The sequence below is a fragment of the Paenibacillus sp. CR_12 genome (assembly GCF_041953985.1).
Lineage (GTDB): Bacteria > Bacillota > Bacilli > Paenibacillales > Paenibacillaceae > Paenibacillus_AQ > Paenibacillus_AQ lautus_A.
The window spans coordinates 334,310-356,922 of record NZ_JAVFHO010000006.1; the positions used below are offsets into that span (position 1 = coordinate 334,310).

The 22,613-nt window shown below is 55.3% G+C and carries 22 protein-coding genes; 6 read left to right on the forward strand and 16 right to left on the reverse strand.

The window, feature by feature from the left end:
• Positions 1 to 94 precede the first annotated feature (94 nt).
• Positions 95 to 835 carry an HAD family hydrolase gene (locus RB297_RS23115; RefSeq protein WP_096775753.1) on the reverse strand — a complete coding sequence of 247 codons (741 nt, stop codon included), beginning with the start codon at positions 833 to 835 and terminating at the stop codon, positions 95 to 97.
• 219 nt (positions 836 to 1,054) lie between these two features.
• On the opposite strand from RB297_RS23115, the gene RB297_RS23120 reads away from it, so the two are divergent.
• On the forward strand, positions 1,055 to 1,936 hold the full coding sequence (locus RB297_RS23120) for a class I SAM-dependent methyltransferase (protein ID WP_375121544.1): 882 nt from the start codon (positions 1,055 to 1,057) through the stop codon (positions 1,934 to 1,936).
• A gap of 129 nt (positions 1,937 to 2,065) precedes the next feature.
• Here the strand turns inward: RB297_RS23120 and RB297_RS23125 are convergent, their stop codons facing one another.
• The 11 genes from RB297_RS23125 to RB297_RS23175 all read right to left on the reverse strand — a co-directional run bounded on the left by RB297_RS23125 (position 2,066) and on the right by RB297_RS23175 (position 13,893).
• Positions 2,066 to 3,100, reverse strand: a complete 1,035-nt coding sequence (locus RB297_RS23125) for a CdaR family transcriptional regulator (protein ID WP_375121545.1) — start codon at positions 3,098 to 3,100, stop codon at positions 2,066 to 2,068.
• 183 nt (positions 3,101 to 3,283) lie between these two features.
• Positions 3,284 to 4,432, reverse strand: coding sequence for a glycerate kinase family protein (locus tag RB297_RS23130; protein WP_375121546.1), 1,149 nt, complete (start codon positions 4,430 to 4,432; stop codon positions 3,284 to 3,286).
• A 28-nt stretch (positions 4,433 to 4,460) separates the two neighbouring features.
• Positions 4,461 to 4,631, reverse strand: a complete 171-nt coding sequence (locus RB297_RS23135; RefSeq protein WP_267132923.1) for a hypothetical protein — start codon at positions 4,629 to 4,631, stop codon at positions 4,461 to 4,463.
• 208 nt (positions 4,632 to 4,839) lie between these two features.
• Positions 4,840 to 6,378: a solute symporter family protein gene (locus RB297_RS23140; protein ID WP_096775749.1), complete on the reverse strand. Its 1,539-nt coding sequence runs from the start codon at positions 6,376 to 6,378 to the stop codon at positions 4,840 to 4,842.
• Positions 6,379 to 6,514: 136 nt separating this feature from the next.
• Positions 6,515 to 8,026: a solute symporter family protein gene (locus RB297_RS23145; protein ID WP_009593011.1), complete on the reverse strand. Its 1,512-nt coding sequence runs from the start codon at positions 8,024 to 8,026 to the stop codon at positions 6,515 to 6,517.
• A 6-nt stretch (positions 8,027 to 8,032) separates the two neighbouring features.
• Positions 8,033 to 8,332, reverse strand: coding sequence for a DUF485 domain-containing protein (locus tag RB297_RS23150; protein WP_009593006.1), 300 nt, complete (start codon positions 8,330 to 8,332; stop codon positions 8,033 to 8,035).
• A 195-nt stretch (positions 8,333 to 8,527) separates the two neighbouring features.
• On the reverse strand, positions 8,528 to 9,322 hold the full coding sequence (locus RB297_RS23155; RefSeq protein WP_081746233.1) for a LytR/AlgR family response regulator transcription factor: 795 nt from the start codon (positions 9,320 to 9,322) through the stop codon (positions 8,528 to 8,530).
• Positions 9,309 to 11,075, reverse strand: a complete 1,767-nt coding sequence (locus RB297_RS23160; protein ID WP_375121547.1) for a LytS/YhcK type 5TM receptor domain-containing protein — start codon at positions 11,073 to 11,075, stop codon at positions 9,309 to 9,311. The genes RB297_RS23155 and RB297_RS23160 overlap by 14 nt, the downstream gene beginning before the upstream one ends.
• Positions 11,076 to 11,486: 411 nt before the next feature.
• Entirely contained in the window at positions 11,487 to 11,933 is a 447-nt protein-coding gene (locus tag RB297_RS23165) for a threonine/serine exporter family protein (RefSeq protein WP_009592993.1), read from the reverse strand.
• A gap of 23 nt (positions 11,934 to 11,956) precedes the next feature.
• Entirely contained in the window at positions 11,957 to 12,712 is a 756-nt protein-coding gene (locus tag RB297_RS23170) for a threonine/serine exporter family protein (protein WP_015737894.1), read from the reverse strand.
• Positions 12,713 to 12,909: 197 nt separating this feature from the next.
• Positions 12,910 to 13,893, reverse strand: a complete 984-nt coding sequence (locus RB297_RS23175; RefSeq protein WP_192570306.1) for an aldo/keto reductase — start codon at positions 13,891 to 13,893, stop codon at positions 12,910 to 12,912.
• Positions 13,894 to 14,103: 210 nt separating this feature from the next.
• Here RB297_RS23175 and RB297_RS23180 point away from each other — a divergent pair, with 210 nt between their 5' ends.
• The 5 genes from RB297_RS23180 to RB297_RS23200 all read left to right on the forward strand — a co-directional run bounded on the left by RB297_RS23180 (position 14,104) and on the right by RB297_RS23200 (position 19,351).
• Positions 14,104 to 14,628, forward strand: coding sequence for a PadR family transcriptional regulator (locus RB297_RS23180; RefSeq protein WP_096775746.1), 525 nt, complete (start codon positions 14,104 to 14,106; stop codon positions 14,626 to 14,628).
• A gap of 87 nt (positions 14,629 to 14,715) precedes the next feature.
• The gene (locus RB297_RS23185) at positions 14,716 to 15,441 is read left to right on the forward strand and encodes an ABC transporter ATP-binding protein (protein WP_375121548.1); all 726 of its coding nucleotides are present in this window, start codon (positions 14,716 to 14,718) and stop codon (positions 15,439 to 15,441) included.
• A gap of 24 nt (positions 15,442 to 15,465) precedes the next feature.
• Positions 15,466 to 16,236 (forward strand): ABC transporter permease, encoded by a 771-nt coding sequence (locus RB297_RS23190; protein ID WP_375121549.1) that lies wholly within the window; start codon positions 15,466 to 15,468, stop codon positions 16,234 to 16,236.
• Positions 16,237 to 16,566: 330 nt separating this feature from the next.
• Positions 16,567 to 17,868, forward strand: coding sequence for a serine--tRNA ligase (gene serS / locus RB297_RS23195; RefSeq protein ID WP_375121550.1), 1,302 nt, complete (start codon positions 16,567 to 16,569; stop codon positions 17,866 to 17,868).
• A 445-nt stretch (positions 17,869 to 18,313) separates the two neighbouring features.
• Positions 18,314 to 19,351: an LLM class flavin-dependent oxidoreductase gene (locus RB297_RS23200; RefSeq protein ID WP_036659353.1), complete on the forward strand. Its 1,038-nt coding sequence runs from the start codon at positions 18,314 to 18,316 to the stop codon at positions 19,349 to 19,351.
• A gap of 70 nt (positions 19,352 to 19,421) precedes the next feature.
• Here the strand turns inward: RB297_RS23200 and RB297_RS23205 are convergent, their stop codons facing one another.
• The 4 genes from RB297_RS23205 to RB297_RS23220 all read right to left on the reverse strand — a co-directional run bounded on the left by RB297_RS23205 (position 19,422) and on the right by RB297_RS23220 (position 22,599).
• Positions 19,422 to 20,180 carry an SDR family NAD(P)-dependent oxidoreductase gene (locus tag RB297_RS23205; protein ID WP_096775741.1) on the reverse strand — a complete coding sequence of 253 codons (759 nt, stop codon included), beginning with the start codon at positions 20,178 to 20,180 and terminating at the stop codon, positions 19,422 to 19,424.
• Between the two features lie 106 nt (positions 20,181 to 20,286).
• Positions 20,287 to 21,039 carry an SDR family NAD(P)-dependent oxidoreductase gene (locus tag RB297_RS23210; RefSeq protein ID WP_036659355.1) on the reverse strand — a complete coding sequence of 251 codons (753 nt, stop codon included), beginning with the start codon at positions 21,037 to 21,039 and terminating at the stop codon, positions 20,287 to 20,289.
• Between the two features lie 17 nt (positions 21,040 to 21,056).
• A complete protein-coding gene (locus tag RB297_RS23215) occupies positions 21,057 to 21,488 on the reverse strand; it encodes a MarR family winged helix-turn-helix transcriptional regulator (RefSeq protein ID WP_375121551.1) in 432 nt (143 codons plus the stop codon).
• A 469-nt stretch (positions 21,489 to 21,957) separates the two neighbouring features.
• The gene (locus RB297_RS23220; RefSeq protein ID WP_375121552.1) at positions 21,958 to 22,599 is read right to left on the reverse strand and encodes a nitrite reductase; all 642 of its coding nucleotides are present in this window, start codon (positions 22,597 to 22,599) and stop codon (positions 21,958 to 21,960) included.
• Between the last annotated feature and the right edge of the window lie 14 nt (positions 22,600 to 22,613).

Sequence of the window (22,613 nt, forward strand, 5' to 3'; positions counted from 1 at the left end):
GCCAAGCTCTTCGTTTAAAGAGCCTGACCATAGCCTTTCGAACAATGCGGCAGCAGCCCGCTTGGGCAGCGGATCAGGGGGACCGCCCATTTTGTTATCCGATAATCTCTTCCAGCAGCCGCTCGAGCTCTTCGTAACTCGCAACGGTATGCTGCGGCCGATGCTCCGATTCCGGCCCGACGCTCCGGTGATTGAACCAAATTACATGCCAGCCCGCAGCCAGGGCTCCGACCACGTCATTGCGCCATGAGTCCCCGACGTAATAAGAGTTCTCCGGCTTCGTCCCGGTCTGCCTGTTCACATGGTGGAAGATCCGCGGATCGGGCTTGTCCCAGCCGACGGCACCGGATACGAATAGCCGATCCTCCGGTATCAGGCCGCCCAGCTTCATCGCCGCGATTTTGTTCATCTGGTGTTCGGCCGGTCCATTGGTAATCAGGCCTACGACATGCCCGGCATCCGCCAGTTTCATCAGAAGCTCCCGGGCGCCCTCAAACATCGTGATGTTATACTGCAGGTCCAGATACGTCTGCTGTACCGCTTCGGCCTCCTCAAGAGTCAGTCGCACGCCGAATTCGGCCAACGCTAACTGAAACCGGCGTCTGCGCATATCCTCGACCGCATCCCCGTAAGCTGCCGTTCCGGCTCCTCCCAGCTCGACGGACAGCTTGTCGCTGTAATAGCGCATCCGGTGGTAGGCGGCTTCATAAGGAAATGCCTCATCGGGATTGGCAATCTCCTGCACGGCCTCGCGAAAAGGCGCCAGATGGTCATACAATGTATCGTCCACATCGAAGAAGATCCCCTTCGTTGCTGTTGGTGTCTTCATGTTCATCCCTCTTCCTCATTCGATTCCTCTATTGTACCCGCATCAGCACTACCCGGGTCAAGCCCGTCTGTTAATAAGTTCCTTTCCTATGGTATGATGGCATTACAGCGGCAGAAAACGGCGATTGGAGCCTTCGTCCATAATTGCGCAAGCCAAGAAAGCACCTTTTGTTATGCCTGATGCCTAATGCCTGATTCATGTACCCGGATAAGGAGATGAGTAACGATGACCAAGGATATGACCGAAGTGTGGAGCAAGGATTTTGTTCCCGAGGGAAACCGTGCCAGCAACGTGGATCGTTTTACCGGCTTTGAGGATACCTACGACCAGCATCGCCCCGAAGCCCCCCAGGAGGTTGTCGCCCTGCTGACAGGCTATTTGGAACGCAAGCCCTCTGTCGTCGTCGACTTGGGATGCGGAACGGGGCTTTCCTCCTTTCTATGGAAAGACGTGGCGGATCAAGTCATCGGGGTTGAGCCGAATGATGATATGCGCGGCAAAGCCGTCGCCAAATTGCAAACGCTGGAACAGGAAGCACGCAGCAGCGGCACGGATATCGCCGACATCAAGTTCGTCTCCGGCTATTCCAACCAATTGGCGCTGAAGGATCAGTCCGCCGACATCATCACCTGTTCCCAATCCTTTCACTGGATGGACCCGGCCAGCACATTGAAGGAGGTTTCCCGCGTTCTGCGTGACGAAGGGATATTCGCGGTATATGATTGCGATTGGCCGCCGAGCCTGACCTGGAAGGTGGAGCAAGCCTACCATGGGCTGATTGAACGGGCAGAGGCCATCATCGACGACCATGTGGAGCCTCAGGAGCAGGCCTATAAAGGAAATAAGAACGAGCATCTGAAGCATATCCGGGAAAGCGGACTGTTCCGGTTCTCCAAAGAGATCGTGTTCCACCATATGGAGCCGTTCACCGCCGACCGGTATACCGGCCTTGCCGTCAGCCAAGGCGGCATCCAGACCGTATTCAAGCTGAAACCAAACGAATTGAACGACAACATCGCGCAGTTCCATGCGCTGGTCGAGGAGCATTTCCAGGGGCGGACGCTTCCCGTGATGCTCAGCTACCGCATGCGGCTTGGCATTAAATAAACAGAAGGGGCAGCCCAAGGTCTATCGACGCTTGGAACTGCCCTTTTGAACGTGAAGAACGAAGAATGCGGGGTGGTAATCATCCACGAAAGATTATGGAGATAAAAGCCGCCCATGCTTGAGCGGCCATCACCTTCTCCACATCAACCCGCACAGCAATTCAAACAGCTCCAGCACATGGCGCGGATTTTTGCCAGTCAGCTGCTTGATCCGGTTTAAGCGGTAGTTCAAGGTGTTCCGGTGAATGTTGAGTCTTTTGACCGTGCTGTTATGATCACCGTTCTCGGCAATGTAGACCTGAAGCGTCTCTATCAGATCCAGCTTGTCTCCGCCCTGCTCCAGCAAAGGATACAGCGAGGCATGAGCATCATCCGAAGTATGGGACAGTCCGATCAGAAACCTTAAATCCTTATAAAAATTCACCTTGCGATGGGGATCGATGTTCATTCCCAGCTCCAGGGCGGATACCGCCTGCTCCAGCGAGGTAGAAGCGAGCTCTTCCTGCTCCCCGATCCCCATGCGAAGGACTTCGTCCAGGTCGATCAGCCTGTCCAGAAGACTCCCGAATCTTAAGACATCCGTCACGAAAAATACGGTTTTGTCATTCTCCAAGTTCCAGCTTTGGGGGTACGCTTGCTGCAAATGGCGGAACGCCTTCTCGCCCATCGAGCTCTGCACTAACAGCACCCGGCATTTGCGCGTCAGGTCAAGCCCATAGGCCTCAGCACGCTCCATAAAAGGCTCATCATAAGGAACCTTGCGATAGGATAGCTCATGATAGAACTTCTCCCGGTTTTGACGTTGGTTTAACATCGCCTTGTTCTGACGCTCCTGCTCGATCAATAACACAACGGTCACCTGGAGCAAATTGCTGAGCGGTCTCACCTCATCCGGATGACCTGTAATGCCAACAACGCCGATCACCTCATCATCCACCACAATGGGTTCGTTCACACCGGGCTTCATGCCGCCGCCGGCTTCATAAACCTCATAGATCCGTCCGGTTTGTATGGCTTTCTGTGCACCTGTGTGCAGCGTGCCGATCCGAGCGGGGTCCCCGCTGCCCATAATGATTCCGTTCTCATCCATCACGTTAATGTTGTAAGGAATGACGCGCATCATTTCTCTTGCGATATTTTCCGCCAAAGGTCGTGATAGTTTCATGCATGATGCCCCTCCTAACATGCCTGTCATTTGTTACCAATATGATGACATTGTAGACTCCATAGGAAAAAAATCTTTTCCTAGTGTGCACATCCGGCTGCCGATCCATATCCCGCCCGCAGAGAAAAAAGAAGCCGCCCCCGGCAGGTCAGCTCCCTTGCATCCTCTTTAAGAAGGGTATGATTACTTGTTCAAAGAAGCCATGAGACGGACGATATTCTCGGATGTTCTCTCCACGTTCTGCACGCCGTTCGCTAGCGCCTCCGACAGCGTGGCTGCACCCGGCATGATGCCGAAAATCGCGTCCATTCCTTGATCATACAGCACATCGATCCCGTCACCAACCCGGCCGGCCAGAGCAACGACAGGCTTGCCATGCTTCTTCGCCACTCTCGCGACACCGAACGGAGTTTTGCCATACTGCGTCTGGAAGTCCATCCCGCCTTCGCCGGTCCATACCATATCCGCCTGGCGCACTTTCTCTTCAAGTCCCGTATAGTCAACGACCATATCGATCCCTTTCTTCAGCGTCCCGTTCAGGAAGACCATCAGCCCGCCACCAAGACCACCGGCCGCGCCGGCGCCTGGATAGTCTATGATATCCTTGCCCAGCTGCTGCTTCATTACCCCGGCGTAATGCCGGAGATTTCTGTCCAGCTGCTCGATCATCTCCGGCGTAGCGCCCTTCTGCGGTCCGAATACATGAGAGGCTCCCGTTTCGCCGCAGAGCGGGTTGGTCACGTCGCAGGCCACTTCGACCTCGACATCCTGAAGCCGCGGATCAAAGCCGCTTAAGTCCAAGCGCGCAAGACGACCCAGCTCCCCTCCGCCAAAAGCAAGCTCCTTCCCTTCCGCATCCAGCAGCTTGCCGCCGAGCGCCTGAACCACCCCGGCACCGCCGTCATTCGTCGCGCTGCCGCCGATCCCGATCAGCAGCCGGCTTACGCCGTGGTCAAGGCAAGCCTTGATCAGCTCGCCCGTCCCGTAGGTGGTGGTCACCAGCGGATTCCGCTGTGCGATCGGGACCAGATGAATTCCGCTGGCGCTGGCCATTTCCAGTACCCCGGTGCTGCCATCGCCTGAAATGCCGTAGGATGCCTCCACCTGATCGCCCAACGGACCCGTCACGGTGACGGTATGGACCGTACCGCCCGTAGCATCCACAAGGGATTGCATCGTACCTTCACCGCCGTCAGCCATGGGCACATGGATACACGTCACATTCGGGTTTCCCTTCTTGATGCCGCGTTCCATCGCTTCGCAGACTTCCTTTGCGGTCATGCTCTCTTTAAATGAATCGGGCGCGAGTACAATAACATAATCCTGCTTCATGGTTATCCCCTGCCTATCCTTATATATTTCACTCCACAGTACGATCTCTTAAAAGATCAATGGTAGCTCCGCCCAGCAGGCCTCCAATGACAGCGCCTCCAAACAAGGCATAGACCGGGTTCACCTTTCTAAAAATCAAGACAATGGCGATAATCAGTCCGGCAACGGCTCCGCCCCAATGTATAACTGTCCCATCCATGTTGTGAATGCCTCCTTAAGCAATATAGCTTGTGAACAATGATGTAATCATGCCTTATGAAACTATGATTGCGCTTACATGATACAGTATAAACGGAATGTCGCGTTCAATCCTATTGACGCCATAACGGTATTTATTGTGCACATGCACAATGAACGGTACAGGGAAACGATTGTGGCCCAAACTAAAATTCATATGTAATTAGCAGTTATCCCAATTCGCGGGAACGGTTTTCACCCGGCGCGACATGGGCAACGGCCTGCATATGCTCGAAATGGCCGCTCGAACCCCGTTTACGCGATAGCAGGGTGCCGACGATGCCGCCGGCGAACCCGATCGGAATGGAGACGATGCCCGGATGCTTAAGCGGGAAGATCGCTTCCGCCCGAATCCAGCCTGCCACTGGGTCCATTACATTGGGCCCGACAGCCATGAGCAGCAAAGAAGACGAGAGGCCGGCCGTAATGCTCGATATGGCGCCTTGCGTATTAAATTTCCGCCAAAATAGCGTGAACAGCAGCACCGGCAGGTTAGCCGAGGCGGCAACCGCGAAAGCAAACGACACGAGGAACGCCACGTTCAGCGTCTGTGCCCCGAGCGCAAGCACGATCGAAGCCGCGCCAACGACGATGGCCGAAAGCTTGGCCACCCTCATCTGCTGCGCCTCGGTCGCCCGTCCGCTGCGGAAGATGCTGCTGTAGACGTCATGGGCAAACGCCGAGGAGGCCGTGAGCACAAGCCCGGAGATCACGGCCAGTATCGTTGCGAAGGCAACGGCGGATACAAAGGCCATTAAGAATTCGCCGCCCAGCTCGCTTGCGAGCAGCGGGGCCGCCAGCTCCACCCGATCGGACAATATGGACCAATCTACGAAGGCAGCCGCTCCAAAGCCAAGAAAAATCGTCATGGCGTAAAAGACGCCGATCGTAAACGTCGCCGTTCTGACCGAAGCACGGACCGTACGCGGGTCCCTAACCGTGTAAAAGCGCGCAATAATATGCGGCAGTCCCGCTGTCCCTAACACCAGCGCCATATTAAACGACAGCATGTCCAGCGGGTGGTCAAACATGTTGCCCGCCATCAGAAAACGCTCCTGTAATGGGGTCGCCCTCTTCATGGATTCGAATAAACCGAGCAGATCCCAATCGAACCTTGCCAGCACGATGAGGCTCACGATAAAGGTGCTGCTCACCAGCAAAATGGATTTGACGATCTGCACCCAGGAAGTCGCGAGCATGCCGCCAAACGTGACGTAGACGGTCATTAAGCCGCCGACCAGCACGATGGCGAGCGACGTCTCCAGCCCGAACAGCAAATGGACGAGCCACCCGGCGCCGACGAGCTGGGCGATCATATAGAAGACGGTGATCATCATGTTATTGACGGCGATGCATCCGCGCAGCCGTTTCTCGCCGAACCGGACCGCCACCGCATCCGCCATCGTATACCTGCCCAGGTTATGAAGGGGCTCGGCTATGATGTACTGCACGATCACATAGGAGGCAAGGAAGCCGATCGAATAGAAAAAGCCGTCGAAGCCGTACACCGCAATGGAGCCCGCGATGCCAAGGAAGGACGCCGCGCTCATATAGTCGCCGGAAATGGCTAGGCCGTTCTGCAGCCCGCTGAGACGGTTGCCTGCGGCATAGAAATCGTTCGTGCTCGTTGTCCGCCTGGCGGCATAATACGTAATCATTAACGTGCCGACCACAATCGCCAGAAAAAAAACGATGCCGGATATGTTCACTTGCCTGCCTCCTTCCGCCATGGCCCCAAAATGTTGTTGCTTTTTATTTTACGATAGAATGGCAAAAAAAGGGCGACTCCCTTCGCTGTTAACCAGCGGAGTTCACCCTTTTTTTCATAAGAAACCGTTGTTGGGTTTACGCGCCCGTATTCGCTTTGACCAGCACTTCGGCATACTTCGCCTCATCCTTGGAAGAGGAGAGCAGCGTGCCGACATAGGCTGCCAGGAAACCAAGCGGAATGGAGACGATGCCCGGGTTGCTCATCGGGAAGATCGGATCGCCTACCAAAATCGCTTTGCCGGCCGGATCCCATATATTCGGGCTAAGGGCCACGAGAATCACCGTGCTGATCAAACCCGTCAGCATCCCTGTGACCGCGCCCGTCGTATTAAATCTCTTCCAGAACACGGTGAACAGAATGACCGGCAAATTCGCGCTGGCTGCAACGGCGAAGGCCAACGAGACCAGAAACGCCACGTTCATCTTCTGCGCGAACAACGCTAGCAGGATCGAGACGACGGATACGCCGATCGAAGCGTACCGTGCCATCTTCAGCTGCTCCTTCTCGGACGATTCGCCGCGGCGCACGATTTGGCCGTAGAAATCATGGGCGAAGGCCGATGCGGCGGACAGCACAAGCCCCGTCACCACCGCGAGGATCGTCGCGAAAGCAACCGCCGAGATGAGCGCGAACAGGAAGTCGCCGCCGATCGCTTTGGCCAAGAGCGGCGCTGCCATGTTGCCCGCTTTATCGACCTCGGTAATATCGGCCGCGCCTACGAAGGCGGCTGCCCCGAATCCGAGAAAGATCGTCATCACATAGAAGATGCCGATAATCCAGGTGGCGTACACCACGGAGCTGCGCGCCGTCTTCGCGTCCTTAACGGTAAAGAAGCGGGTCAAAATATGCGGCAGACCTGCCGTGCCGAGTACCAGGGCAAGGTTGAGGGACAGCGTCTCGAGCGGGATTTTGTATTTATTCCCCGGGTTCAGGAAGGCCTCCTGCAGCGGGGTGGCCGTCTTCATATGGTGGAACATCTGGGTCAGGCTGAAATCGAATTTGGCGAATACGATCAGCGAGATGATGAACGTGCCGGCCATGAGCAGCACGGCTTTCGAGATTTGAACCCAGCTTGTCGCATGCATGCCCCCGAAAACAACGTAGATGGTCATGAGCACGCCCACAATCAATACGGACGTGACATAGTCCAAGCCTAACAACAGCTTAATCAGCGCGCCCGCTCCAACCAGCTGCGCAATCATGTAGAAGATGGAGATGGAAATCGTGTTCAATGCTGCCACGCCCCGCACCTTCTTGTCGGAGAAACGGGCGGCAATCATGTCCGCCACCGTATACTTGCCGAGGTTCCGCAGCGGCTCGGCGACAAGGTACAGCACCACCAGGTAAGCCACGAGGAAGCCGATGCTGTAGAAGAAGCCGTCAAAGCCGACTAACGCGATCGAGCCTGCGATCCCGAGGAAGGAGGCTGCAGACATATAGTCGCCGGCAATGGCTGTCCCGTTCTGCCAGCCCTTGAGTCCTCCGCCTGCCGTATAGAAATCGCTCGTGTTGGTCGTTTTCTTGGCAGCGTAATACGTAATGATCAGCGTAAGCAGTACAATTCCGCAAAACAACGCAATAGCCATAGTCGATTACGCCCCCATATCCTTTTTGATATCGTCTACCATTCGGTCAAACTGGGCCGCCTTGCGGGAGTAGAGAATGCACAGAACCCATGTCATGACGAATTGGGCGAAGGCAAATACCCATGCCCACGTGATCGGGCCGATCGCCGGGTGATTCAACACGTCGGTGTACGAAGTAAGGATCGGCAGCGCAAAATAAAACAGAAGAAAAAAGACGGTCATCGGAATAATGAACCGTTTCTTGCGGGAGAGCAGCGTTTTGAATTTTTCGGAATGCCATACTTCGGTATAGCTTTTTTCTTCCATTGCCTTTCCCTCCATTAACGATCAGGATCTATTGCGTCTTTCATCAATGAAAGCGCTTTAGAATGATTATATACGGGAGGATTGCCATCGACCACAGCTCCTGCGCGAAACGTCCGACAGGGTGCGCGAAAGGGCGGATATGCCGCCCGAACCGGGAGGCAACCGCCATACTCGAGCGTCTTTCTTTGTTCTTTTTCAAGCCTCCCTGAGCAACCGGAACAAATCCCGTGCAGCCTCCCGGGACAATGGAATCATCGACCGCTGCTCATCCTTCAGCACGATGTTGTAAGCCCCGTTCTGCCAAGGGGAGAGCTCCGCGATCCAGTTCACGTTAACCAGATAACTGCGATGAGGGCGAAAGAAGGAGTAACCCGCAAGCTTCTCCTCCAGCTCCTGCAGGGTGCTTTTGCTCGTAATCCGCTGGCCTTCCGCCGTCCATACGCGAATGACACGTTCCTCGCGCACCGCGTACAGGATCGCCTCGGGATCAACCAGCACATGTTTATCCCCGTCGTCGAACAGAAGTTTGCCGCGCATGCTGCGGGCGGCAGCCTCCGTGGATGGATAGGGAGCAGCCTGAATAGCATCGTGAGCCTCCTGTTTCGGGAAGGCATTCCCTTCCTGAATCCTGCTTCGAATTCGCTGCAGGGTTTCTTTCAACCGCATATGGCTGTAAGGCTTCAGCAGGTAATCGATCGCGTTCAGGCCAAACGCTTCAACGGCATACTCGTCGTAGGCCGTCGTAAACACAATCAAGGGCGAGATCGGGGAGGCCTTCAGCATGCGCGCCGCCTGCAACCCTTCCAGCTCCGGCATATGAACGTCGAGAAAGACGACATCCGGCTGCCGCAAGGGGACAAGCTCCAGCAGCTCACGTCCGTTCGCGGCATGCGGAAGCAGCTCGATATCGGGCTCCTGTTCCAGCAAATAAGCCAGCTCCTCCCTTGCCAATCGTTCGTCTTCCGCTATCATCGTTTTAATTCGCTTCACGGTACCGGCTCCCTTCCGACAAGCTGCAGGGGATGCTGAAGGATATGCTGCAGCCGCCCTCTGCCAGATTCTCCACGATAAGTCTGGCCTCTTTGCCAAACATGCTGATTAAACGCTGATTGATATTGTAAATGCCGTTTCCCGTACCCTCGCTGCCGATGATCGGTTGATCGCCTAAGCTGTCCAGCACTTCCGGCGAAATGCCGGTCCCGTTGTCCCGCAGTTGAACAACCGCCATGTCACCGGCCCGGCTTAGGCTCAGCCGAATGACGCCTCCGCTCGCTTTGTCGCGCAGGCCGTGCTTAATGCTGTTCTCCACCAGCATTTGCAGCGTTGCCGGCGGAATCATAAGCTCGCCAAGCGCGGGATCGAGCTGGCACTCAAACGAGAACTGATCCTCGAACCGGATCTGTATAATGTCCAGATAGGCATTCAACAGCTCCATCTCCTCGCGAATGGTCGTTCTGCGGGACGCCATGACCTTGACGTTCAGGCGCATGAACGCCCCCAGCTGCATCGTGGCATGTCGTGCCAGCAGCGGATCGGTGCGAATCAACGAATGAATCGCGTTGAGGGTATTGAATAGAAAGTGCGGATTGATCTGCGCCTGCAGCAGCTTGAGTTCCGCCTCTTTCATTAAATGGCTCATCTTCTCGTGTGCGGTGGCCCCGAGCTGATAGGAAATCAGCTGTCCCAGCCCCTGGGCCATCACCAGCTCGACGCGCCGGATATCCTCCGGCCGCTTGAAGTAGAATTGAATGACGCCCACGACCTGGCCCGCCTCTATGATCGGGACAAGGATGGCGGCGCCGAGCGCCGGATGCCGGGGCTGGATCTCTTCCGCATTCTCGATGATCCGAAGCTCGCCGGTCGCGATGACGCTCTTGGTCAAGTCCGATTGGATCTCTTCTCCGGGATCAAGGATACGGCTTGCTGTGCCGGCATGGGCCAGGAACCGCTCCGTATCGGTAATGGCGACGGCCGCTGTTTTCAGCTCTCGCAGCAGCAAGGCCGCCACGGCCTGAGCCGTACGGTACGTCAGTCCCTGCTTCAGATGCGGGAGCGCCGATTCGGCGATATGGAATGCCTTCTCCGTCTCATACGCGGCTGCACGTTCCTCCTCGGTGAGCGCGACCCGCAGCATCGTCGTAAAGATTGCAATGGAGATGCTGTTCGTCAGCACCATCGGCAGGCCGATCAGGTTGACCAGTTCCACTGCACGATCCGGCTCATCCGCACAGATCAAAATCATCCCCATGAGCAGGATCGGAGCGAACATGCCGACGAATAACGCTTTCGCCGGCGAGATGACCCGCTCCTGCGAGAAGAATCGGGCCACGCCTCCCGCCAGCGCTCCCGTTAACGGCACGGCGATTGCGCCTGCCAGCCCCGTGGCACCTCCGATATACAGGAGGTGGGCTCCTGCCAGAAGCCCGCCCCCGATGCCAACGCGGGGACCGCCAATCAGTCCGCCGATCACCACCCCGACCAGGGCGGAGTGGGCCAGGGCCTGCTCTCCGGTCAGCCGCATCAGCCAGAAGGAGGAACTGGACTCGCCGTTCTCCACGACAACGCCCGCATAGGTCCCGAGGATGCCGAAGAGCCCGAACAGGCCGGAATAGATGAACATCCGCATGCCGGACATCTCTTTGCGGTCCAGCAATTGGCGGAACAGCGGAATTCTCGTCAGTATAAAAGTCAGGATGAGCAGCATGCCCATCCGTTCGAACAAATGCAGCGTCAGCTCCTGCATGGACATCCCTCTTTTTTTGATGGACTTCGAATCGAATCGAATCTTCATCTGACGTACGGTAACGCTGTAGATACGGGAAGAACACCTTTGAATACGGTTTCATTTTTGCAAGAAAGATTATATAGCATGTCGAGGATTTGGACAATAAAAAGGCATAACATGAAACTAATGTAAAAAAATGCATGAAGGAGGGGAGGATATTCACGCCTTGGCGAGCGCGTAAAAAACCGTATCCCGCAAAATGCGTACATACGGCTGGTTCATCAATTCAATTACACACGCATAGGTGTCCCTCCCCCGGATGATAACGAGTCGGAGCATGGGCATTTTCCCGCCGGATCGAAGCGCATGCTTCGCATATAAACCGGGTTCGTTTCGGGTTGACGGGGTTCGGGTTTCAGGGTTACTGGTTTATCGGGTTATCGACCATTTCCTTATGACCTGATTGGTCACCTCCGACAGCAGCAACCCCAGCGCGATGGCGCCTGAAATCATGAACGCTTGGGCCCCCAGCTGGACGGCCTGATCGAATTGATTCTGGGCCACATGGCGAAGGGCATTATAGGCGACACCGCCCGGTACGAGCGGAATAATCCCCGACACGCTGAACACGATGATGGGAGTCTTGTATTTTTTGGCGAAAAAATGACTGATCATCGTCACGCAAAAAGCCGCGACTACGGTGGCCGTCACCGGCTCAACCCTCATATCCTGAAGCATGATGTAGAGCAGCCAGCCCACCATGCCGGCAAACCCGCACTGCAGCAATGCTTTCTTGGGTACGTTAAAGATGATCCCGAAGGCCGCCGAAGCAACGAAACTCGTAATAAGCTGCTGTATATAAAAGGTTGCCACCATTATCCCTCCACCCTTCCCATCTCTTAGAATGACAAAGTAAACGCAATGCCCGCGCCGATGGCAAAGGACGTAACAAAAGCCTCCGCCCCTTTGGACAAGCCGGATATCAGATGCCCCGCCATCAGATCGCGGATGGCATTCGTGATCAGCAAGCCCGGTACCAGCGGCATCACGGAACTGATGATGATCGTATCCAGCTGATGGCCGAATCCGAATCTGACCATCCAAACGGAGGTTATGCCGATGACGAGCGCACCCGAGAATTCGGCGAAGAACCGGACGGGAATGACCCGATGCATGAACACGAAGCAGGAGAAGCCCAGGCCGCCCGCAACGGCCGCCGGTACGAAATCCGGCCAGATGCCGCGAAACATGATGAGAAAGCACCCGCTTGCGATCGCTGACAGTAGAATCAGCACCCATGTGGGATAAATGGCCTGCTCATGCTCGATTCGCTCCAGGGCCCGGTAAGCCTCTTCCATCGTCAGCTCGCCGAGGCTGACGCTCCGGGACACGCTGTTGACCTGATCGATCTTATGGAGATTGGTTGTCCGATCCGAAATACGAATAAGCCGCGTAATATGCTGCGGCTCCTCCACCGAGAAGATAATGCCCGTCGGGGTCATATAGCTGTGGCTGTTCTCAACGCCGAAAGCCGCGGCGATCCGCATCATCGTATCCTCGACCCGATAGGTCTCCGCGCCGCTCTGCAGCATGATTTTGCCTGCTAACAAGCAGACCTTGATAATGTCATGCTCCCGCTTCAACAAATCATTCAAATCGACAATCCTCCCGCTGAACACATTCCGATTCAGAATCTTTGCCTATATTATAGTATCATTTCCATGATAAAGCATAGGATATGCTTTAAAGCAGCGCTGCAGCAGCTTCCGTTCGTTTGATTCCATCTCATCGCCCTAAACAAGAAGCCTCCCGATGACCGGGAGGCTTCTCTCCTATTATTCTCGAAATCGGCTTAATAGGCGCCGCGGATGTGCGTGGCTACCTGCTCCTGATAGAAAAGCGCAAGGCGTTCTTTCTCTTCCATGCTGAACGAAGGCACGTCCAGCGTGCCCAGGTTGTCTTCGATCTGGCGGACGTTGCGGAAGCCGGGAATCACGGCAGTGACCTCCGGGCAATCCAGAATCCAGCGCATGGATGCACGAGCCATGTCGCCTCGGCCCTCGGCAATCCAGGCGAGCTCTCTGGCGAGCTCGACACCTTTTTCGAATCGGAGGCCGGCAAAAGTCTCGCCTACGTTAAACTGCTCGCCGTTCGCGTTGAAATTCCGGTGATCCCCCTCGCTGAAGGTAGTGCTCTCCGTAAATTTTCCGGTTAGCAAACCGCTGGCGAGCGGCAAGCGCACCAATATGCCGACGCCCGACGCTTTGGCCTTCGGGAGCAGCTGGGCCAGCGGTTTTTGGCGGAACAGATTGAAAATCACCTGAAGGGACCTCACCCCCGGTACCCCAAGACAGAACAATCCTTCTTCCACCGTTTCCACGCTGACGCCATAATGCCGGATTTTCCCCTCGGCCTGCAGCTTGTCCAGCACTTCAAACACCCGTCCGTCCTTCAACACCTCGAAGGGAGGGCAGTGAACCTGGTAAAGATCAATCCGCTCCCGCTGCAGCCGCTTCAGACTGCCCTCGCAATAACGGCGGATCGACGCCTCGGAATAGGTCTGAAGATCATGAATATCACCGGCGCGGCAAAACTTGGTGGCCACATGCACGGTATCTTCTTTCCCTTTGGTTGCGCGCGCGAGCAAATCCTCGGCATGCCCGTCTCCATAGACGTCGGCCGTATCGAAGAAGTTTACGCCCTCGCCGATGGCGCGGTCCAATCCCTTCAAGGCTTCCTGATCATCGGTCTGCCCCCATGAGCCTCCGATCGCCCATGTGCCGAAGCTGACCTCGCTAATGTGAAGCTCCGTATTTCCCAATTGTCTGTAATTCATCGACGTTATAGCCTCCTCATCCAACTGCCATACTAGTTCACACTACTAGACTAAACGTTAAATCGCTTTCATTCAATATATCTATTTCATCGGGAATCGTTGACAAATGATTCCATCGTCTTTATAATTACAACCATCAAATAACCAACGTTGGATATTCAGTAATGGAATTCATCATTCTTCACACACATCCTAAGGAAGTGATCCTACATGACCAACCTCATCCTGCTTTCATTTCTTCGCCAGCGTCCTATGCACGGATATGAAATCCAGCAGCTCATTCAGGCCAGCCGTATGGACCTGTGGACGAATATCCTGTCCGGTTCGATCTATTACGCGCTGAACAAGATGGAAAGCGACGGGTTGATTGCAGCCACTGCCGAAGAGCGAACCGGCGCGAGACTCCGCAAAATTTACAGCATCACGGATGAAGGCGAGAAGCTATTCCAGCAGATGATCCGCGAGACGTTGACGCTTCCTCCCCACACCGTCAAATCCGACTTTTCGCTCGGTTTGGTCTGGATCGAGGACATTCCTAAGGAGGAAGCGGTGGAATTGCTGGAGCAGAATCTCAAGCAAGTGGAGGAATCGTTGGCCCAGTGGCGTTCGGGTAAGGAAATCAAGGGCCAGTACGGCTTATCCAAGATCGCCCTTGCCACCTTCGATAATGCGATTTCGATCCTGGAACAGGATATCGCCTTTCTCCACAAGATCATCGCAATCGTTCAAGAATAAGCCTCAGCTTCTGCTGCGGCTTTCATTTCCGGCAAATATCCAATATTGGATATATAACATTGGACAAATAAGGAGCGTGCAACGAAAATGACGTTAACTACACTCATTCAAGCGAAGGGATTAAGAAAAACCTATGGGCAGCGGACGGTCGTACGGGATGTGACTCTGAACATACGGGAAGGCGAAGTGCTGGCGATCATCGGGCCGAACGGCGCGGGGAAATCAACGACGCTGGATCTGGTGCTGGGTCTGCGCTGCCCCGATGCCGGTACGGTCACCTACTGGACATCCGATCCTTCGCCGCACATCGGGCTTCAGCTGCAGTCCACACCCTTCTTTCCCGGATTTACCGCCATGGAGAATCTGCGCATGTTCGCGGCTTTCTACGGCAAACGTCTCCGCGGCGCGGAGCTGATCCGGCACCTGGACCGATGCGGACTTGCGGAGGCTGCCAGGACCGATGCGCTCAGACTCTCCGGGGGGCAGCAGAAACGGCTCGCCATTGCCATGACGCTGGTCCACGACCCCAAGCTGCTGTTCCTCGACGAGCCCACCGCAGCGCTGGACCCGCGGGCCCGCCGGGATATCCGGGAGCTGATCCGTTCATTGGCGGATACCGGCACCTCCATCGTATTCACCTCGCATGACATGGAGGAGGTCCATAAACTCGCCACCCGGCTGGTGCTTATCTGCGGTGGAAAGGTGCATGCCTCCGGCACGCCGGATGAGCTGCTCAGCCGTTACGGCACGGACAGCCTGGAACAGCTGTATATCCAATTGACCGAGGAACTCGAAAATGGAGAATGCAAGTAAAAAGAAACCTTAGGAGGAATCGATATGCGTATGATTATGGCAACGATGCTGCGGAGCATGTTCCGCGATACCCACACCCTGGTTTGGAACATCGTTTTTCCAATCGCCATGCTGGTCGGATTGGGTCTTTACTTCCATGATGCGGCCTACTCCCACCGACTTCTCGCAGGCGTGCTGACAACCAACATCCTGTTCGGGGCCACTATGGTCACCGCTTTTAACGTCATGGCCCAGCGCAACCGGGGCATCTACAAGCTGCTGCGGGCGACGCCCTTTCGAACCGTCTACTTCATTGCCGCAATGACAGGGGCACGAACCGTGCTGGCACTGCTCGTCAGCGCCTGCGTGATTCTCATGAGCCTGCTTCTGCTTGGGGTGCAGTTGAGCCTCACGGGACTGGCGCTGATGCTGCTCGTACTGCTGATCGGCTCCGTCTGTTTTACCGCGCTCGGTTTTCTGGCTGCCAATCTGTCCAGGGACGAAGGCAATGTCAACATGATCTCGAACTTGATGAGCTTTCCGATGCTGCTGACCAGCGAGGCCTTCTACTCCTTGGAACATGCCCCATCATGGGTCGTCACCCTGGGGCAGCTGCAGCCGTTTCACCATCTGGTCGATGCCATGGCGATCGCAGTCCATCCGCAGGGAGATTTCGTCGGCATATGGATGCCGCTCCTCATCCTGACCGGCTTTACGATCCTCATTCTCGGAGCGGCGGCGTGGACCTTCCGCTGGGACGCAGAGCAGCCTGTCAGGTGGAGGCAGGGATCCGCGAAGAAAGCGGCGTCGACGTAACGGCGTACAAAAATCCGGTTAACCCCTTGTATAAAAGACATCTCATGCGGTATACTGAACAACAATATCAGTATCAGGCCGATGATGAGCTTCCAACTCTGAGGCGTTCTCGTCAAGGGGATTCGATCTATACCCGATCAACCGTCCCCCTAAGTTAACCGGACCCGCCCGTTACCGCGGAATCAAAGTGGATTGAACGCAGGCCGACATGTTCCTTGGTCAGGTTACGGTTCAATCAATTTGGGTGGCACCGCGAGCGCATAAGCGTCCCTCGTCCCATATGGACTAGGACGCTTTTTTATTTTTTTAGGGCAAAGGAGCGCGGTGATTATGTTAGATATGAAATGGATCCGGGAGAGCGCGGATCATCAGGAAGAATTGCAGCAGGTGGCTGACCGGAAAGGCATCGCCCTTTCGGTTGCCGAGCTTGTCCGGCTGGATGACCAGCGGCGTACGCTGCTGTTGGCCGTGGAAGCATTGCGTCAGCAGCGTAATGCCATCTCGCAGGAGATCAGTGCCCTGGTGCGGCAAGGCAAACCGGATGAAGCGGAACGGCAAAAACAGCAGGTCAAAACCATCAACGAGGAACTAGACCAGCAGGAAACGTTATACCGGGAGGTTAACGAAGCTTATAGCGAGCTGCTTATACTCGTACCGAATATCGTGTCGCCGGACACGCCTGTGGGAGCCTCGGATGAGGACAACGTGGAGATCAGACGAGTAGGCGAGCTCCCCGTGTTTGATTATCAATTCAGGGACCATGTCACGCTCGGGGAACTGCACCGCATGGTCGACATTCCCCGCGGCGTCAAAACCGCTGGCACGCGCAGCTACTACCTGACAGGCATCGGCGCAATGCTCCATCGGGCCGTTCAGCAGCTGGCGGTGGATATGCTGGTAGCCAAGGGTTTCACCCTTATGGACGTACCGTTAACCGTAAGGACGGAGGCCATGCAGAATACCGCCTTCTTCCCGCTCGGTCAGGATCAGGCCTTTCAAATTACGGAGCAAGATAAATGGCTCGTCGGTACCTCGGAGGTGCCGTTGGTATCGTTCTACAGCGGGGAAATCGTCGATGTAGCGGAGCCGATTCGCCTGGCAGCAGCATCGCTCTGTTTCCGGAGCGAGGTTGGCTCGGGCGGCCGGGACGTCCACGGCCTCTATCGGGTGCACCAGTTCGCGAAGGTGGAACAGGTCGTTCTCTGCGAAGCCAGCACGGAGGCCTCGGAGCAGCTTCTGCAAGAGATTACGGCCAATGCCGAGGAACTGCTGCAGAAGCTCGAATTGCCTTACCGGGTCGTTGCCGTCTGTACCGGGGACATGTCGCAGAAAACATACAAACAATACGACATCGAGACATGGATGCCAAGCCGCGGAGCTTATGGGGAGACCCACTCGTCGTCGAATCTGCTCGACTTCCAGGCGCGCCGCTCGAACATCCGCTACCGGGACGCGGAAGGCAAGCTGCGCTACTGTCACACCCTGAACAATACGGCCGTGGCTTCGCCGCGAATTCTCATCCCGCTGCTGGAGAACCACCAGCAGCCCGACGGTTCGATCCTCATTCCGAAGGCGCTCAGGCCTTACATGAACGGGATGGAGCGGATTGAGCTGCCCAACGGAGCGGAATAAGGACACCATCAGCTTATTATCTAACGTTCAACAACGCAGCCATTTGATGGCTGCGTTGTTTGGTTTTTTTAAACTCATATTATGTGAGAAGCTGTGCATCGAAACTCCTTCATTAAAAATGCATGAATAGGGTTTAGCGATACTTAGACCAGCTTAAAAAGCATATACTATATGGATGAGCTGCATGCCGATTTCGAATCTAATAGCTTTCAGCAAAGCCGGACCTTTCGATCATCGCAAGAAAAATTTCCGCTAAACGCGGTCTGGCTTCTGTGAAAGACATCGATGTACATTTTTCTTATGGATTAAGTAGGTATATAATGTTCGTTATATAGAGATACCATTTTTCGATAGATGGATTTCATGTCCGGCGTCCGTTCAACCGGGTGCCCGTCTCTATATAGAATACTTACCGTGCCGTGCACGAATAAGGAGGTCATACCGTATGACAGAAGCAAATCTTGACCATACAGCGTCCAAAACGCTTCGCGATATCCCGATTTCCATCCTCGATCTGGCGCCGATTACAGCGGGCAGCACAGCTGCACAGTCGCTGCGGAATACGCTTGATCTGGCTCAGCATGCCGAGAAGTGGGGCTATAACCGCTACTGGCTTGCCGAACATCACAACATGCCGGGGATCGCCAGCTCGGCCACTTCGGTGGTCATAGGCCATGTGGCCGGAGGCACCAGCAAGATCCGCGTCGGATCCGGCGGCATTATGCTGCCGAACCATGCTCCGCTTGTCATTGCCGAGCAGTTCGGCACCCTAGAATCCTTGTATCCCGGCCGGATCGATCTAGGTCTTGGCCGTGCGCCGGGTTCGGATCAGCTAACCTCCCGGGCGCTCCGCCGCGGCCCGGGCAGCGACGGCCAGGACTTCCCGGACCGCCTCGGCGAGCTGCGGAATTACTTCCAGCCTACCTCCGGCTCGTCCATGCGCATCCGGGCGATTCCGGGGGAAGGCCTGCATGTTCCGATCTGGCTGCTCGGCTCCAGCGGTTTCAGTGCGCAGCTTGCGGGTCAGCTGGGGCTTCCGTTCTCTTTTGCGAGCCACTTTGCTCCGGACTATCTAATGGCTGCGCTCGATCTGTACCGGACCAGCTTCCGCCCTTCATCCGAGCTAAGCAAGCCGTATGCCATGATCGGCGTGAACGTGATCTGCGCCGACACGGATGAGGAAGCGCAGCGCCTGGCTACCTCGCCCTACCAGCAGTTCCTGAACATCATCCGGGGCCGCACCGGCCAGCTGAGTCCGCCGGTGGACAGCATGGATGATCTGTGGAACCTGCAGGAGCAGGCCATCGTGAAGCGCCAGCTCAGTTTTTCCGCCATCGGCAGTCCCGCAACCGTCCGCGCGCAACTGGAGCAGTTCCAGCAGTCGACGGACGCGGACGAAATCATTGTCGCGGCCGCGATCTATGATCATCAAGCGCGCCTCCGTTCTTATGAGCTGCTGGCGGAAGTCGTCGGCATTAAATAAACGTCATGCCAAAAAGACCAGTCAAGCCCGAAACTCCGGTGCCTGACTGGTCTTTTTTTCAATCCGGATATTACAGCGTCAGCCCGCCATCAATCGTAACCAGCGAGCCCGTCATGTAGCTGGAGCCCGGGGAAGCCAGGAAGGCAACCACGTTTGCGATTTCGTCCGCCTCAGCCGGACGGCCCATCCGCATGTTGCCCACTTCCTCAGGCACGTAGCCGCCTTCCATGAAGGACTTGGCCACCGCTGCGGTCAGCGGCGTCTGAACGCCGCCCGGGCAGATGGCGTTCACGCGAATGCCCTGCTTCACGTATTCCAAGGCAGCCGCCTTGGTCAAGCCCACAACCGCATGCTTGCTTGCCGAATATGCGGCGGCACTGTGTTCGCTGCGGATGCCCGCCGTGGAAGCCGTGTTCACGATATGTCCGCTGCCCTGTTCCTTCATGACCTTCAAAACATACTTCATGCCAAGGAAAGCGCCCTTCACATTCACGGACATTTGACGGTCAAATTCGTTCTCGTCGATATCGTCCAGCATGGAGAACTTCTGCACGATACCTGCATTATTGAAGAAGAAATCGACTCGGCCGTAAGCTTCAACCGCCTTGTTCACATAGTTCTGTACATCCTCGGTTTTTGTCACATCCGCCTGTACGAAGATTCCCTCTCCGCCCTGCTCCTTAATCAATCGCAGCGTCTCTTCGCCGGCTTCCTTGTTGAAATCCACGAGCACAACCGCGGCACCGCTCTCTGCCAATTTCAGGCTGGCGGCTCTGCCGATCCCGCTGGCCGCGCCGGTAATGACAGCAATCTGTTGGTTATCGGACATGAAACAACACTCCCCTTGATGAAAATAAATATAACGTCTGACTGAGCTTGTGTCCTTATGATTCAAAACATCGACAGCTTATGAACAAGCTGAATGAATGTCCGGCTTACTTCGCGAAATATCCGCCGTCGATCGGCAACTCGACGCCCGTAATATAAGAGGACTCGTCGGATGCCAGGAACAGCACGCCGCGCGCGATATCTTCCGCTTTGCCGAGTCGTGGCAACGGCGTCTGGGATTGGAACCACTGCATCATTTTTTCGTCCTTGAAGAGATCCACGGTCATTGGCGTTTCGATGTAGCCCGGGTGAACCGAGTTGCAGCGGATGTTATGCTTCGCAAAGTCAACGGCCGTGGCTTTGGTCAGCATGCGTACCGCGCCTTTGCTTGCCGTGTAAGGACCGGCGCCGCTTCCGCCCGTCAGGCCGGCAATGGAGGAGATGTTGACGATGGAGCCGCCGCCGGCTTCGATCATGTGCGGAATGACATATTTTTGGCCGAGGAATATGCTCGTGACGTTGATCGACATCGTCTTCTCCCAGCCTTCGACCGTCAAATCCATGAACGGCGTTGCATTGGAGACACCGGCATTGTTGACCAGAATATCGATTTTGCCGAATTTTTGAACCGTCTCGTCCACGACGCGGACCCAATCTTCTTCGGAAGCAACGTTATGCTTGATTCCCAGTGCTTCGCCGCCGAGCGCTTCAATCTCAGCGACGACGTCTTTGATTTTGTCCTCCTGAAGGTCCGTAATCGCAACCTTGGCCCCCTCTTGCGCAAACAAAAGAGCGTCAGCTTTACCCATGCCTCCAGCCGCACCCGTAATAATCGCTACTTTATTGTCTAATCTTCCCATATAAATACCTCCTAATGTTAGTCGTTGGATTGGCTGTCCATATGGGACTGCCCGATCTTAAGCTGCAAATGCTCGATCATCTTCTCGTACGAAGCGATCAAGACATCCATCTCCTGATCCGAGAAATCCGACCATAAGCCTTCATTCAATTCACGGTACTTCGCAATCATCCGGGCTTCCACCTCGCATCCCTGCTCCGTGATCCTAAGATAGACTTGACGCCTGTCCTCGCTCGACGCTACCCGTTCAATATAACCCTTGCTCACCAGCTTGTTGCTCAAGTTGGTGACAGCCGACAGCGTAACATTCAGGGCATTGGCAAAATACGAGCTGGTCTGCTGCCCCTCATACGCCAAGGTCTGAAGCACGTAATACTGGGGGCCGGTCAAATCATTGTCCAGAATCTTGGCATAGTTCGCCACAAGCGTCATCATCTGACGGGCTACCATGTTAGATAAATGCTCCCGCTTATCCAGTTTCATCACCTCGATGCTTAACGAAGTCCCACACTTATATATTACGAATTTAAATAGTTAAAAGCTTTTAACAATTAAAATTGTATACCCTTTCACATTGCTCGTCAACCACGATAAAATGCCCGATTTGGTGGTTATTCCCACATTTACGCCCGATGGAAACCCGTCTATATTAAAAATGATTCGAATTGGCCAAGCTGGGCAAAGATGCTGCTGCACTACAAATCTGCCAAATAGAAAAAGAGCACCCGCAGGTGCTCTTGAAAGTATATCCATCGTTGCTTCGGAGTAACCCTCTAAACTACACATGTTACCTTGAGGAATAAAGAAGATGTCATGGTGGCGCCCAACTGGACTCCGACGGATGGGAAGAACTCCAGCGTCCAGCCTCCACCGACAAAAAAAGCACCACCCTGAGGTGATGCCTTTCATTGTCCTTCGTTCATCCTGCCGTATCCATCCGCGCATCCAGCGTGGATTGGCGGAGATGATCCAGTGTCATGCGCTCAACGAAACGCGAGAACTTCTCTTTTTTCTTGCCGTGCTCCTGGTAGATGGCGATCAGCTTCAGAATGATCGGGGCCAGCTGATCCGGCGTTAAATCCGCATGCAGCTGCTTCGCCAGCGAAGCCTTCAAGCCTCTCGGCTCCCCGCCTACATAGATATCGTAGGTATTTCGCATCTTAATAACGGCAATATCCTTCAGCAGCGGCTCGCTGGTGCCGAGCGCGCAGCCTGCGTACCCGATCTTTAGCGGATTGGGTACGGTATGGTCGGCGATAGCTTCATCCAGCATCTTGGCAACATCCAGTCCCGAATCCTCCGCCCCCCGGCAAAAGTTGCAGGTAATCAGGCTCTTGGAGACGAAGCCGGCGGGATGTACCTCCAGTCCGGCGGCTTCCAGCTTCGCCTTGGCTTCCTCCACCCGCTCTTCATCCATCTCCACGTACAGCTGCTTGAAGGTTGTCATCTCGATGCGGGCATCATCGCCTACGATGGACCCCAATACGGCCAGCTGATCCGGGCGGAACAGCGTTCCGCCCACTTCAAAGCCGGGGGTCACAGCAAATTTTTGCATGGCCAAATGTCTACACTCCC

Bases quoted from the DNA above. Each gene is read 5' to 3' on its own strand.
- RB297_RS23115 (WP_096775753.1), bottom strand. From the start codon at position 835: ATGAACATGAAGACACCAACAGCAACGAAGGGGATCTTCTTCGATGTG.
- RB297_RS23120 (WP_375121544.1), top strand. From the start codon at position 1,055: ATGACCAAGGATATGACCGAAGTGTGGAGCAAGGATTTTGTTCCCGAG.
- RB297_RS23125 (WP_375121545.1), bottom strand. From the start codon at position 3,100: ATGAAACTATCACGACCTTTGGCGGAAAATATCGCAAGAGAAATGATG.
- RB297_RS23130 (WP_375121546.1), bottom strand. From the start codon at position 4,432: ATGAAGCAGGATTATGTTATTGTACTCGCGCCCGATTCATTTAAAGAG.
- RB297_RS23135 (WP_267132923.1), bottom strand. From the start codon at position 4,631: ATGGATGGGACAGTTATACATTGGGGCGGAGCCGTTGCCGGACTGATT.
- RB297_RS23145 (WP_009593011.1), bottom strand. From the start codon at position 8,026: ATGGCTATTGCGTTGTTTTGCGGAATTGTACTGCTTACGCTGATCATT.
- RB297_RS23150 (WP_009593006.1), bottom strand. From the start codon at position 8,332: ATGGAAGAAAAAAGCTATACCGAAGTATGGCATTCCGAAAAATTCAAA.
- RB297_RS23160 (WP_375121547.1), bottom strand. From the start codon at position 11,075: ATGCAGGAGCTGACGCTGCATTTGTTCGAACGGATGGGCATGCTGCTC.
- RB297_RS23165 (WP_009592993.1), bottom strand. From the start codon at position 11,933: ATGGTGGCAACCTTTTATATACAGCAGCTTATTACGAGTTTCGTTGCT.
- RB297_RS23175 (WP_192570306.1), bottom strand. From the start codon at position 13,893: ATGAATTACAGACAATTGGGAAATACGGAGCTTCACATTAGCGAGGTC.
- RB297_RS23180 (WP_096775746.1), top strand. From the start codon at position 14,104: ATGACCAACCTCATCCTGCTTTCATTTCTTCGCCAGCGTCCTATGCAC.
- RB297_RS23185 (WP_375121548.1), top strand. From the start codon at position 14,716: ATGACGTTAACTACACTCATTCAAGCGAAGGGATTAAGAAAAACCTAT.
- RB297_RS23190 (WP_375121549.1), top strand. From the start codon at position 15,466: ATGCGTATGATTATGGCAACGATGCTGCGGAGCATGTTCCGCGATACC.
- serS (WP_375121550.1), top strand. From the start codon at position 16,567: ATGTTAGATATGAAATGGATCCGGGAGAGCGCGGATCATCAGGAAGAA.
- RB297_RS23200 (WP_036659353.1), top strand. From the start codon at position 18,314: ATGACAGAAGCAAATCTTGACCATACAGCGTCCAAAACGCTTCGCGAT.
- RB297_RS23205 (WP_096775741.1), bottom strand. From the start codon at position 20,180: ATGTCCGATAACCAACAGATTGCTGTCATTACCGGCGCGGCCAGCGGG.
- RB297_RS23210 (WP_036659355.1), bottom strand. From the start codon at position 21,039: ATGGGAAGATTAGACAATAAAGTAGCGATTATTACGGGTGCGGCTGGA.
- RB297_RS23215 (WP_375121551.1), bottom strand. From the start codon at position 21,488: ATGGTAGCCCGTCAGATGATGACGCTTGTGGCGAACTATGCCAAGATT.